This window comes from Pseudomonas sp. LAMO17WK12:I5 (assembly GCF_900215165.1).
In the GTDB taxonomy this organism is placed as follows: Bacteria; Pseudomonadota; Gammaproteobacteria; order Pseudomonadales; family Pseudomonadaceae; genus Aquipseudomonas; species Aquipseudomonas putida_A.
In genome coordinates this window covers 377,314-389,686 of record NZ_OBDS01000001.1, presented here as the reverse complement: position 1 = coordinate 389,686, position 12,373 = coordinate 377,314, and the positions used below count along the sequence as shown (strand labels likewise).

The window sequence follows — 12,373 nt, the reverse complement described above, 5'->3', positions numbered from 1 at the left end:
TCAGTCCAGTAAAGAAAGGGTGACAGGCGTCAGGTGGTTGTCCTCGACGCGCACTTGCAGTTCGCCTTCGCCCAGCTTGGCTTTCAGGCGCTGGCCGGTGTGGGTCTGCGCGGCATTACGGATCGCCTGGCCGCGTTCATCGAGCAGAATGCTGTAGCCACGGCCGAGGGTCGCCAGCGGACTGACCACATGCAGCGTCTGCATCTGGCTGTGCAGTTGCAGGCGACGGCTTTTCAGGCCTTCGCGCATGGCTCGCGGCAGGCGTTCGGCGAGGCTGTCGAGGCGCTGGCGCAGCATCGCCAGTTGGCGTCCCGGGTGTTGCCCGGCGAGGCGGGTTTCCAGACGGATCAAACGCTCGCGGCGGTTATTGAGCTGGCGCTCGAAAGCCCGGCGCATGCGCATGTCCAGGTCATCCAGGCGTTGTGCTTGCTGACGCAGGCGTTCGCCGGGGTGGCGCAGGCGGCGGGCCATGCCTTCCAGGCGCAGACGATCGCGCATCAGCCGGTCGCGCATGCGCATCACCAGACGCCGGTGCAGGCTTTCGACCTGACGGATCAGGTGACTCGAATCTGGTGCCAACAGCTCGGCGGCAGCAGAGGGCGTTGGGGCGCGCACGTCAGCCACGAAGTCACTGATCGACACGTCGGTTTCATGCCCGACGGCGCTGACAATCGGCGTCACGCAGGCATCGACCGCGCGGGCCACGGCTTCTTCGTTGAAGCACCAGAGGTCTTCCAGCGAACCACCGCCACGGGCGAGGATCAGCGCGTCGAAACCACGGGCGTCGGCCAGTTTCAGGGCGCGGACGATTTGCGCGGTGGCTTCACGGCCCTGCACGGCAGTCGGGATCAGCGTCAGTTGCACCTGCGGCGCCCGCCGGCGGAACACGCTGATGATGTCGCGAATCACCGCGCCGGTCGGCGAGCTGATGATGCCGATGCGTTGCGGATGCGCCGGCAGCGGCACTTTGCGTTCGGCACTGAACAGACCTTCGGCGCTGAGCTTTTCCTTCAGCGCATCGAAGGCCAGGCGTAGCGCGCCGTCACCGGCCGGCTCCACGGTGTCGAGAATCAGTTGGTAGTCGCCACGTCCTTCGAACAGCGAGACCTTGCCGCGTACCTTCACGGCCAGACCGTCCTTCAGCGCCTGACGCACCCGCGCCGCATTATTGCGGAACAGCGCGCAACGCACCTGCGCACCGCTGTCCTTGAGGGTGAAATACACGTGGCCGGACGCGGGGCGGGCGAGGTTGGAGATTTCGCCTTCGACCCAGATGTTGCTGAACACGTCTTCGAGCAACACCCGCGCGCGGCCGTTGAGCTGGCTGACGGTCAGGACTTCACGGTCCAGGCCAAGTCTTGCAAAGGGATCTTTAATCATGGGGCGCAGTTTAAGGGCATTTGCCTGTCGATCACCATGACCCAACACAAAACCAATTGTGGGAGCGGGCTTGCTCGCGAAAGCGGTGTGGCAGGCAAATCAAGTTTCGACTGACACGTCGCTTTCGCGAGCAAGCCCGCTCCCACAGGGTTTTGTGAACATATTGATGAAGTGTTGAACCAGTGGCGTGGGGGTCTGGCGATAGGCGAGGGCCACGGTGCTTTGGCAATCGGGATCGCTCAGCGGCAGAAATCGTACACCGCCGGGGGCGATGTCCTGCATTGATTCGGGCAGCAGGGCGATGCCGAATCCAGCTTGGATCAACTGCAACTGCGTAGTTTTGCGCGACATCACCCGCGCCGCTTTGGGAAAAAAGCCCTGACGCATACACAGGTCGGCACACAAATAGCTAAGCCCGCCACGCTGCGGATGCGGGATCGAGATAAACGGCTCGTCCTTCAGTTGCGCCAATTCGACAGCGGCTGAATCGGCCAGGCGATGATCGTTCGGCACCGCCAGCAGCAGGCGTTCGGTGAACAACGGCACAACCTGAATGCCTTCGCGCTGACGCAACACCGGCAGGCGCAACAGACCAATGTCCAGGCGTCCTTCCGCGAGTTCCTCAAGCTGCGCCTCGGAGGACAACTTGCCGATGTCTAGCGACACGCCCTGCTGCTGATTCAGATAAGTGCTGATCCGACGTAATAAATGCCCGCTGATCGACACGGTGCTGGAATGACTCAGGCGCAACGTGCCCAGCTGGCCATTGCCGATTTCGGTCGCCATCGCGCTGGCTTTGCTCAGTTCATTGAGCAGGTTTCTGGCCCGCGGCAGAAACGCCTCACCCGCCGCCGTGAGCCGGGGCTGGCGTGCGGTGCGTTCGAACAGCGGGGTTTGCAGGCGGGTTTCCATGTCCTTGATCTGCCGGCTCAGCGCCGACTGCGCGATGAACAGGCGTTCAGCCGCGGCGCTGAAACTGCCGCATTCGGCGATTTCCACGAAGTAGCGCAGTTGACGGGTTGAAAGCATCAGGTATGCCTTTTTGAGATGAGTGAGTGGCTTTGAACATATTAGTCGCAAGGCTTGGCGCTGGCTAAAGTCATCACAGGCTTATAAAGGAAGCGAACCGATGAGCGTGGCGGGGTTGTTGAGCGAGTGGACGTGGGGCGCGGGCGGCTGGGTGGTGATCGGCCTGGGAATCGCGTTGGCCTATATCGTGTTCGGGATTGCCGGGTTCGGTACCGCACTGGTCGCGGGGCCGATTCTGATTCTGTTCATGCCGCTGTCGAAAATCGTGCCGCTGCTGGTGCTGCTGGATTTTGTCGCGGCGTTCGGCAATCTGCTGCCCTCGCGCCGGGATGTGGCGAAACCCGAATTGTTGCGGCTGCTGCCGTGCATGGCGGTGGGGTGCACGTTGGGGGTGATTTTCCTGCTCAACCTCAAATCCGACCTGTTGCTGCTGTTGATGGGGTTATTCATCAGCACTTATGCGGTTTACAGCCTGTGGGTGAAAACCCGGCCGACGCAGTTGTCTGCCGCATGGGCGCTACCGATGGGCACGGTAGGCGGGCTGTTTGGCGCGCTGTTTGGCAGTGGCGGCTTTCTATATGCGATCTATCTCAACAGCCGCCTGCCCAAGGACGCGGCGCGGGCTACGCAAAGTGCGCTGATCAGTTGCAGCACTGTGGTGCGTTTGAGTCTGTTCGCCATCGCCGGGGTGTATGCCGAGCTACCCTTGTTGATGTTGGCGCTGTGTCTGTTGCCGGCCATGGTGCTGGGCCTGTGGATCGGGCGGCGTTTGACCATGAAGTTGTCGCGCGAGGCGTTTGTGCGATTGGTGACCTGGCTGGTGCTGGCGAGCGGGATTGCGTTGATCGGACGCTACATTATTAGTATGGCGTGAGCACTTGACCGGATTTCGTCAGGGATTAAGCTGCCGGCCTTTAGGGCCCCTTCGCGGGCAAGCCCGCTCCCACATTGGAATGCATATCCCTGTGGGAGCGGGCTTGCTCGCGAAGGCGTCAGAAGCCATACCGCAGGACTTTCCATGAATTCGCAAAGCATCATCGTCCCGAAAATCTCCACCCTGCCGGTCCACGAACCCCGGGCGCGGGCGATCGTGCGCTGGCTGGTGCGCAAGAACATCATCGAAGAACAGCTGACCACTTGCGGCCGCACCGGCAATCGCATGGCCCATGCGATTGCCGACGGCGCGCGTGCGGTGGTGCTGCACCCCGAGGCGCTGCCCTTCGGTGAGCCGATCAACGGCCTGGAGATCATCGTCAAGCGCTGCATCTACACGCCGGCCAAGGGCTTTCTCGAAGAAGCCGGGTGCGCCGAGTGCCGCCGCGAAGTCGGCGAAGCGCTGTTCGAAAGCCTGGAAGACTGGTTTCCAGGCCGCACCGACAACTTCACCTGCCCGGAATGCGGGCATGAAGACGACATCAACGGCTTTCTGTTCTTGCAGGAATGTGCGTTTTCCAACCTCGGCTTTATCTTCAACAACTGGCTGGAAGCCGGGTTCAAGCAGAGCTTTATCGATGAGTTCGCCGATTGGCTCGATCAACCTGTCTCTTGGGTCAAGGTGGAGCTGTAGCGGCGGGGGTCTCCGTATATCAGCAACATTGATATTAAGCTGAGTTTTACATTGAACAGCAGGGGGTGTCTGACTATAATGGCGCGCTTCCATTTTCCCGCTCGGGAGCCCCCGCGATGCTGCGTATCAGCCAAGAAGCTCTGACATTCGACGACATTCTCCTAGTGCCTGGTTATTCCGAGGTGCTTCCTAACGAAGTCAGTCTCAAGACCCGCCTTACCCGTGGCATCGAGCTGAATATTCCTCTGGTTTCTGCCGCCATGGACACCGTCACTGAAGCCCGTCTGGCAATCGCCATGGCTCAGGAAGGTGGTATCGGTATCATCCACAAGAACATGACCATCGAGCAGCAAGCTGCCGAAGTGCGTAAGGTCAAGAAGTTCGAAGCCGGCGTCGTGAAAGATCCGATCACCATCGAGGCTGATGCCACGGTGCGTGACCTGTTCGAACTGACCCGCATGCACAACATTTCCGGCGTTCCGGTGCTGCACGATGGCGACCTGGTCGGCATCGTCACTTCCCGTGACGTCCGCTTCGAAACCCGTCTGGAAGCCACCGTACGTGAAGTGATGACGCCTAAAGAGCGTCTGGTCACCGTACGTGAAGGCGCCGACAAGAACGAAGTCCGCGAGTTGCTGCACAAGCACCGCCTGGAAAAAGTCCTGATCGTCGACGACAAGTTTGCCCTCAAAGGCATGATGACCGTCAAAGACATCGAAAAAGCCAAAGCCTACCCGCTGGCCAGCAAGGACGATCAAGGTCGTCTGCGCGTTGGCGCTGCCGTCGGTACCGGTAAAGACACCGGTGACCGCGTTGCCGCGCTGGTCAACGCCGGTGTGGACGTGGTGGTGGTCGACACCGCACACGGTCACTCCAAGGGCGTGATCGACCGCGTTCGCTGGGTCAAAGAGAATTTCCCTGAAGTGCAGGTGATCGGCGGCAACATCGCCACCGGCGCAGCCGCCAAGGCCCTGGCCGAAGCGGGTGCCGATGCGGTCAAGGTCGGTATCGGCCCTGGCTCGATCTGCACCACCCGTATCGTCGCCGGTGTCGGCGTGCCGCAAATCAGTGCCATCGCCAACGTCGCCGCTGCCCTTGAAGGCACTGGCGTACCGTTGATCGCCGACGGCGGCATCCGTTTCTCCGGTGACCTGTCCAAGGCCATCGTGGCCGGTGCGTCCTGCGTGATGATGGGTTCGATGTTCGCCGGTACTGAAGAAGCCCCGGGCGAGATCGAACTGTTCCAGGGCCGTTCGTACAAGGCTTATCGCGGCATGGGTTCGCTGGGCGCCATGTCCCAGGCGCAAGGTTCTTCCGACCGTTACTTCCAGGACTCCTCGGCAGGCGCCGAGAAGCTCGTTCCGGAAGGGATCGAAGGCCGTGTGCCGTACAAAGGCACCCTGACGGCGATCATCCACCAGTTGATGGGCGGTCTGCGTTCCTCGATGGGTTACACCGGCAGCGCCAACATCGAAGAAATGCGCACCAAGCCTGAGTTCGTGCGGATCACCGGTGCCGGTATGGCCGAATCCCACGTTCACGACGTGCAGATCACCAAAGAAGCGCCAAACTACCGCGTAGGTTGATGCTTCAAGCAAATCGTTAAGCAACCGGGGCTGTTTTATTCAGCCCCGAGTTGTTTCTGAATCACGACTGTTTCTGAATTACTTAGACGAGACTGAATCATGGCCCTCGACATTCACGCTCACCGCATCCTGATCCTCGACTTCGGTTCGCAATACACCCAACTGATTGCCCGCCGCGTGCGCGAGATCGGTGTGTATTGCGAGCTGCACCCGTTCGACATGGACGAAGAGGCGATCCGCGAATTCGCACCTAAAGGCGTCATCCTCGCCGGCGGCCCCGAGTCCGTGCACGAAGCCAACAGCCCGCGCTGCCCACAGGCAGTCTTCGATCTGGGCGTGCCGGTCTTCGGTATCTGCTACGGCATGCAGACCATGGCCGAGCAACTGGGCGGCAAGGTTGAAGGTTCCGAGCTGCGTGAGTTCGGTTACGCTCGCGTTGACGTAGTCGGCAAGAGCCGCCTGCTCGACGGCATCGAGGACCACATCGACGCCGACGGCCTGTTCGGTCTCGACGTTTGGATGAGCCACGGTGACAAGGTCACCAAGATGCCGGAAGACTTCCACATCCTGGCCAGCACCCCAAGCTGCCCGATCGCCGGCATGTTCAATGACGAACGTGCTTACTACGGCGTGCAGTTCCACCCGGAAGTGACCCACACCAAGCAGGGCGGTCGCATCCTCTCGCGCTTCGTGCTCGACATCTGCGGCTGTGAAGCCCTGTGGACTCCGTCGAAGATCGCTGAAGACGCCATCGCCAACATCCGCGCACAGGTCGGCACCGACAACGTGCTGCTGGGTCTGTCCGGCGGCGTTGACTCCTCGGTGGTTGCGGCGCTGCTGCACAAAGCCATCGGCGACCAACTGACCTGCGTCTTCGTCGACAACGGCCTGCTGCGTCTGCACGAAGGCGAGCAAGTGATGGCCATGTTCGCCGAGAACATGGGCGTCAAGGTGATCCGCGCCAACGCGGAAGACCAGTTCCTGAACAACCTGGCCGGCGAAGCTGATCCAGAGAAGAAGCGCAAGATCATCGGCCGTACCTTCATCGACGTGTTCGATGCCGAATCCTGCAAGCTGGACAACATCAAGTACCTGGCGCAAGGCACCATCTACCCGGACGTGATCGAGTCGGCTGGCGCGAAAAGCGGCAAGGCGCACGTGATCAAGTCGCACCACAACGTGGGCGGCCTGCCGGAAGAAATGAACCTGAAACTGGTCGAGCCACTGCGCGAACTGTTCAAGGACGAAGTCCGTCGTCTGGGTCTGGAACTGGGCCTGCCGTACGACATGGTCTACCGTCACCCGTTCCCGGGCCCGGGTCTGGGCGTGCGCATCCTCGGTGAAGTGAAGAAGGAATACGCCGACCTGCTGCGTCGCGCCGACCATATCTTCATCGAAGAACTGCGCAAAGCCGACTGGTACCACAAAGTCAGCCAGGCCTTCGTGGTGTTCCAGCCAGTGAAATCGGTTGGCGTGGTCGGCGACGGCCGTCGTTACGCCTGGGTCGTGGCCCTGCGTGCCGTGGAAACCATCGACTTCATGACCGCACGTTGGGCACACCTGCCTTACGAACTGCTGGAAACCGTCTCCGGCCGCATCATCAATGAAATCGAAGGCATTTCGCGCGTCACTTACGACGTGTCGAGCAAGCCGCCGGCGACCATTGAGTGGGAATAATGCCGAGCAAGCCGTAAAGGCTTGATCGCTGTAACCGAAAAGCCGTGTGAAATCCGTTTCACACGGCTTTTCTGTTTTTGCGTTACAGCGGTTTTGACCAGCCACCCAGTTGCATGCCCATGTCATCCAGAGCTTGCAGCAGCGCTTTCATGCTCGGGTAGCGTTTACCGCTCACCGAAGGCCAGCCGGGGCGTTCAATGTAGAAGCGTTTGCCGTCGGTTTCGATGACGGTCCGCACCAGTTCTCGCGAACGACTGCGGTGCACGATGAACGTCAGATTGGGTTGTTGCTTCAGGGAGTACATGCCATGGCGAGGTAATAAGGTTTCGAATTCGGTCATGGTGTGCGCGGTCCAGGGTGTTTCGATTTGCAGGCGCAAGTCGCCTCTGACCAGCGCGGAACGATCGTGCGCCGTACCGCCCAAGGGCAGGATTCTTCCGGGATCGACTTCAATGCCCCGTGAAGTCCCTTCGGCGACATCCTCGACGCGAATGCCGATCGCCTCTTCCAGTTCGCTGACGCCGGCAACCCCATCAAAAGTGTTGGAGTGAGAGTTGCCCATCAGCGCCACCCATTTGTGCGCGCCGCGTGCGGACTGGTCAGCGCGGATCATCAGGCGGGCGAAGTAATTCATCATTTTCTGCCGCGCGGTGTTGTTGCCCGCAGGCAAGTCCATGCCGTTGAGTCGGTAACTCGCCATGCAATCGATGGCTTGTACATGGATCCCCTGCTTTCTGGCTTCCTTGACCAATTCCAGGAACGTGTAGCGCTCCAGCGGATCGGTCATGTTGCCGACGTCGAGTGCCTTGAGATAGGCCTCGAGTTTTTGCGGCATGTTGCCCGTGCGGAAGAACTCATCCAGCGCGGCTTGATGGAAGTCGGTCAGCAGGTGCTCCATGTACAGGCTCTTCACCTGTTTGCTGGCGAGCAATTGCATGTTCTCGATCAGCCATTGCTTGCTGCCGATGGCCGTGTGGCTCTCGCCGAGCACCAGGCCTCGGGCATGTTCGAGGATTTTTTCGATGATCTCCTCAGCAGTCGTGTCCGCCGCCAGGGCGGGCACCGGAGGACGATCGGGCAGGCGCAAGGTGCTGTAAAAATCCAGCGCGTCGCGATACAGGCGTTTGCGGATGACCTTGAAGTCGCGGTAGGCATCGAACTCGTTCAGGCTGTCGTAGAAATCGCGCAAGGCCTCGTCATTCAGCCCGGCCGCGCCTTCTTCAAGGTGCGCCTTGAGTGGGGCAGGTACGTCGTATTGCGAGGCGGGCAGGGCGGCCACGGTGCTGCGGCTGCTTGAACCGGCCAGACCCGAAGACTTGCCGCCGCCGCTGAGTCCTGCGCGAGGCATGGTTTCCCATTCACCCTCAGGGTTCAGGCGTACCGGGATCGAGCGAGTAAAGCCGTGGGGGTGCTCGGGATCGATGACCGCCCAGTGTCCGCTGCCGTTGATGTCGGCTTCGTAGCGTACGTAATAGGCGGTGTCGTCCATCAGGATGGCGGTTGAGGGGTTCGAATCGAGCAGATAAATGCCCTGGAATTTTCCGGGCTCGCTCACCGGCGTAATGCCATCGAGCAACTCATTGGCTTGCCAGCTCGGCGGAATGACCGGTCGCGGGGTGTCTTCAATCAGGGGCGTGGCAATCGGCGGCTGAGGCCCACCCATCGGCGTCCCGACTTTATCGGTCAGGTCGCTCATCTCCGCCGCTTCGGCGGCATCCACCTCGGGTCCGACCTCGGCCAATGATCCCGGGCCCTTGAGTGCCAGCAGATTGAACAGCATGTCGATGCCGCTGAGCACCGCACCGACAATCCCGGCCTTGCGCTCGGCGGCGGTTTTGCCATTGACCGCCTGATCGATGTTCAGCCCCATGTTGGCAATGCTGGCGCCGATCACCGGCAATGCGACTGGCCAGCCGACCACGGCCATTGGCCCGAACACCTTGACCCCGGCGCTGAGGTAGCCGATCCACAGCTTCTTGCGCAGGTCACCGTTGGAGGTCAGGGACAGGCTGGCTTCTGCAAACATCGCCGTGCGGGTCGAGTCACTCAGCCAAGTAAAGGCGTCGCCACTGACCGCGCGGTTGTCCTGATTGATCAGCGAATGGTCGTAGCGGCCCCATGTAGCCACCAGGCGATTCATCAGGTCACCAAGATTGGCGTTGATCTGCTGCCGGTCGGCCAGCGAGAAATGCGCAAGGAATGTCTCGCGCGCCGCAGGTGTGTTCATCCGCTGCAGGATCCAGAAGTGCAGGTCGGTGGCGCTTTCCAGTACATGGAAGGCATCGCTGTTGCCGGGCAGGTAGAGGATCTGCCTACCCTGGGGCATGACGAAACGCAGGACGTTGGTAGCGGCGTAACCGGCAATGTCCAGCGTGCGCACACTGTCCGGGCAAGGGTGGCTGGTCTGCAGCATTGGCAGGCTGACTGGCCACGTCAGCGGGCCGATCGCCGCTTGCGTGACGAACTGGAAATCCTCGCCACTCAGCTGACGTTTGTCCCGCGCCTGCAGCGCTTTGATCAGGAAGTTGCACTTGGCCAGGGTACGAAAGTCGCTGCCGCTGGTATTCCAGAAAGCGTTCAGTTGAGCGTCGTACAGTGCGCTGAAGTCGATGCTCCAGAAGTCCTTGAGCACATCGTTGCCGTGCAGGCGCACTTCATTGCGTTCATCGAAGGTGCGGGCATCGGGACCGGCAGTATAGAAACCGCCATAGACGTCGAGCAGGTCGGCGTTGTCCTGGTCGGTGACGCGGAAGCGGTGAATCACCAACTGGGTCAGGGTCATGCTTGACGTGGGCGTGGCGTGCACATGCTCCCAGCCGGTGAAGGCATTCGAGCTGCTTTGCGAGGCGTCGAAGCGGTGGAAATACACCTGATCCGGGTCGAGGCCGTGGACCTGGTATTTGATCAACAAGTCGCTGGCGACCTGTCGAGCAGCGTCCTGCAGGCTCGGGCAGGTCTGGATGACGGTGGCGGCAATCGCCTTGAGCGCGGCCTTGTCGGCGGCGTTGGGCATCGGGTTGGGCATGTGTTTGGGCTCTCTTTCCTTGAGAAACGGGTGGCACAGGATGGCCCGGCTGTTCGATGCATGTGCACTACATAGTTATGTCACTTGATCGATCGAAATCGTGTACGCGCGAGGCGCAACTGCGTCCATCCGCCGCGCTGCCCTTACTGTTTCGCAATTGCAGGTGTATCGTATTTGCCTTTTGCGGGCCCGGTGCCCGACGCAGATACGTGAGGTAGTTGAGTTCATGTCCTTTACCCGTCGCCAAATCCTCGGTGGCCTGGCCGGTCTTGTTGTCGTTGGTGTCGGAGCGGGAGGTGCGTCGCGTTACTGGCTGGGCAAGATGGCCGACGCTGACGCGGGCCACGACTACGAGCTGATCGCGGCGCCACTGGACGTTGAATTGGTGCCAGGGCACAAGACCGAGGCCTGGGCGTTCGGCCCGTCGGCGCCGGGCACCGAATTGCGCGTGCGTCAGGGCGAGTGGCTGCGGGTGCGTTTCATCAACCACCTGCCGGTGGCGACCACCATTCACTGGCACGGCATCCGTCTGCCGCTGGAGATGGACGGTGTGCCGTACGTCTCGCAATTGCCGGTGCTGCCCGGTGAATACTTCGATTACAAATTCCGCGTGCCGGACGCGGGCAGCTACTGGTATCACCCGCACGTCAGCAGCAGCGAAGAGCTGGGGCGCGGGCTGGTCGGGCCGTTGATTGTCGAAGAGCGCGAGCCGACCGGTTTCAAGTACGAAAAGACCCTGAGCCTGAAGAGCTGGCACATCGACGAGCAAGGCAATTTCGTCGAGTTCAGCATCCCTCGTGAAGCGGCGCGTGGCGGTACGGCGGGGCGCTTGTCGACCATCAACGGCGTGCCAACGCCGGTGATTGAGTTGCCGGCCGGGCAGATCACCCGGGTGCGTTTGCTCAACCTCGACAACACTTTGACGTATCGCATCAACATCCCCGGCGTTGAAGCGCAGATCTATGCGCTGGACGGCAACCCGATCGAGCCGCGGCCGCTGGGCAAGGAATACTGGCTCGGCCCCGGCATGCGTATTTGTCTGGCGATCAAGGCGCCGCCGGCCGGTGAAGAATTGTCGCTGCGCAATGGCCCGGTGCGACTGGGGACTTTGCGCTCGGTGGCCAATAACGATGCGCCGACCGAGTGGCCGAAAGCCTTGCCCGCCAACCCGGTGGCCGAACCGGATCTGGCGAATGCCGAGAAACTCAACTTCAATTTCGAATGGGTCGGTTCGGTGTCGGTGAATGTCGACAACGGAAAGCCACCGAGCCTGTGGCAGATCAACGGCAAGGCCTGGGACATCACCGACAAGACCTGCGCCGATCGGCCGATTGCCAGCCTGAAGCTGGGCCAGAGCTATATCTTCGAACTGAAGAACATGACCCAGTACCAGCACCCGATTCACCTGCACGGCATGAGCTTCAAGGTGATTGCGTCGAACCGGCACAAGATCACTCCGTACTTCACCGACACCTATCTGCTGGGCAAGAACGAGCGTGCGCAAGTGGCGCTGGTGGCGGATAACCCGGGGGTATGGATGTTCCATTGCCACGTGATCGACCACATGGAAACCGGCCTGATGGCCGCCATCGAGGTGAAGTGATGCGCCAGATTCGCCCCGCCGCGATCATCGACCGCAGCCGTGACCGCGATTTCATGCGCGAAGCGCTGGAGCTTGCTGCCCAAGGCGCAGCCCTCGGCGAAGTGCCGGTGGGCGCGGTGCTGGTGCAGAGCGGCGAGATCATCGGGCGTGGCTACAACTGCCCGATCACCACCAGCGACCCGAGTGCCCACGCGGAAATGGTCGCGATCCGCGCTGCTGCCCAGGCCATCAACAACTATCGCCTGCCCGGCAGCACGCTGTACGTGACGCTGGAACCGTGCAGCATGTGCGCCGGGCTGATCGTGCATTCACGCATTGCGCGGGTGGTGTATGGCGCGCTGGAGCCGAAGGCCGGGATTGTGCAGAGTCAGGGCCAGTTCTTTACCCAGGGCTTTTTGAATCACCGGGTGTTGTATGAAGGTGGGGTGCTGGCCGAAGAATGTGGAGCAGTGCTGACCGAATTCTTCAGAGCCCGTCGCGCAAAACCCACTGAATAAACACAAGAC

Annotated in this window: 9 protein-coding genes; 6 read left to right on the top strand and 3 right to left on the bottom strand. The window is 61.0% G+C overall.

Going from position 1 to position 12,373, the window contains the following annotated elements:
• Positions 1–1,380, bottom strand: a complete 1,380-nt coding sequence (gene xseA, locus CRO59_RS01705) for an exodeoxyribonuclease VII large subunit (protein WP_097086130.1) — start codon at positions 1,378–1,380, stop codon at positions 1–3.
• A 99-nt stretch (positions 1,381–1,479) separates the two neighbouring features.
• A complete protein-coding gene (locus CRO59_RS01700; RefSeq protein WP_097086128.1) occupies positions 1,480–2,409 on the bottom strand; it encodes a LysR family transcriptional regulator in 930 nt (309 codons plus the stop codon).
• 100 nt (positions 2,410–2,509) lie between these two features.
• On the opposite strand from CRO59_RS01700, the gene CRO59_RS01695 reads away from it, so the two are divergent.
• From CRO59_RS01695 to guaA, 4 genes are all read left to right on the top strand, one after another.
• A complete protein-coding gene (locus CRO59_RS01695; protein WP_027612125.1) occupies positions 2,510–3,283 on the top strand; it encodes a sulfite exporter TauE/SafE family protein in 774 nt (257 codons plus the stop codon).
• A 144-nt stretch (positions 3,284–3,427) separates the two neighbouring features.
• Positions 3,428–3,976: a hypothetical protein gene (locus tag CRO59_RS01690; RefSeq protein ID WP_027612124.1), complete on the top strand. Its 549-nt coding sequence runs from the start codon at positions 3,428–3,430 to the stop codon at positions 3,974–3,976.
• 116 nt (positions 3,977–4,092) lie between these two features.
• Positions 4,093–5,562 (top strand): IMP dehydrogenase, encoded by a 1,470-nt coding sequence (gene guaB / locus CRO59_RS01685; RefSeq protein ID WP_027612123.1) that lies wholly within the window; start codon positions 4,093–4,095, stop codon positions 5,560–5,562.
• Between the two features lie 99 nt (positions 5,563–5,661).
• Positions 5,662–7,239 (top strand): glutamine-hydrolyzing GMP synthase, encoded by a 1,578-nt coding sequence (guaA, locus tag CRO59_RS01680; RefSeq protein WP_027612122.1) that lies wholly within the window; start codon positions 5,662–5,664, stop codon positions 7,237–7,239.
• 82 nt (positions 7,240–7,321) lie between these two features.
• On the opposite strand, the gene CRO59_RS01675 is transcribed toward guaA, so the two are convergent.
• The gene (locus tag CRO59_RS01675) at positions 7,322–10,264 is read right to left on the bottom strand and encodes a membrane-targeted effector domain-containing toxin (protein WP_097086126.1); all 2,943 of its coding nucleotides are present in this window, start codon (positions 10,262–10,264) and stop codon (positions 7,322–7,324) included.
• Between the two features lie 226 nt (positions 10,265–10,490).
• On the opposite strand from CRO59_RS01675, the gene CRO59_RS01670 reads away from it, so the two are divergent.
• Both CRO59_RS01670 and tadA read left to right on the top strand, forming a co-directional pair.
• Entirely contained in the window at positions 10,491–11,867 is a 1,377-nt protein-coding gene (locus CRO59_RS01670; protein WP_097086125.1) for a multicopper oxidase family protein, read from the top strand.
• Positions 11,867–12,364: a tRNA adenosine(34) deaminase TadA gene (tadA, locus tag CRO59_RS01665; protein ID WP_097086123.1), complete on the top strand. Its 498-nt coding sequence runs from the start codon at positions 11,867–11,869 to the stop codon at positions 12,362–12,364. Before CRO59_RS01670 ends, tadA begins: the two co-directional genes overlap by 1 nt.
• The last annotated feature ends 9 nt before the right edge of the window (positions 12,365–12,373 follow it).

Bases quoted from the DNA above. Each gene is read 5' to 3' on its own strand.
- CRO59_RS01675 (WP_097086126.1), bottom strand. From the start codon at position 10,264: ATGCCCAACCCGATGCCCAACGCCGCCGACAAGGCCGCGCTCAAGGCG.
- CRO59_RS01690 (WP_027612124.1), top strand. From the start codon at position 3,428: ATGAATTCGCAAAGCATCATCGTCCCGAAAATCTCCACCCTGCCGGTC.
- CRO59_RS01695 (WP_027612125.1), top strand. From the start codon at position 2,510: ATGAGCGTGGCGGGGTTGTTGAGCGAGTGGACGTGGGGCGCGGGCGGC.
- guaB (WP_027612123.1), top strand. From the start codon at position 4,093: ATGCTGCGTATCAGCCAAGAAGCTCTGACATTCGACGACATTCTCCTA.
- CRO59_RS01670 (WP_097086125.1), top strand. From the start codon at position 10,491: ATGTCCTTTACCCGTCGCCAAATCCTCGGTGGCCTGGCCGGTCTTGTT.
- CRO59_RS01700 (WP_097086128.1), bottom strand. From the start codon at position 2,409: ATGCTTTCAACCCGTCAACTGCGCTACTTCGTGGAAATCGCCGAATGC.
- xseA (WP_097086130.1), bottom strand. From the start codon at position 1,380: ATGATTAAAGATCCCTTTGCAAGACTTGGCCTGGACCGTGAAGTCCTG.
- tadA (WP_097086123.1), top strand. From the start codon at position 11,867: ATGCGCCAGATTCGCCCCGCCGCGATCATCGACCGCAGCCGTGACCGC.
- guaA (WP_027612122.1), top strand. From the start codon at position 5,662: ATGGCCCTCGACATTCACGCTCACCGCATCCTGATCCTCGACTTCGGT.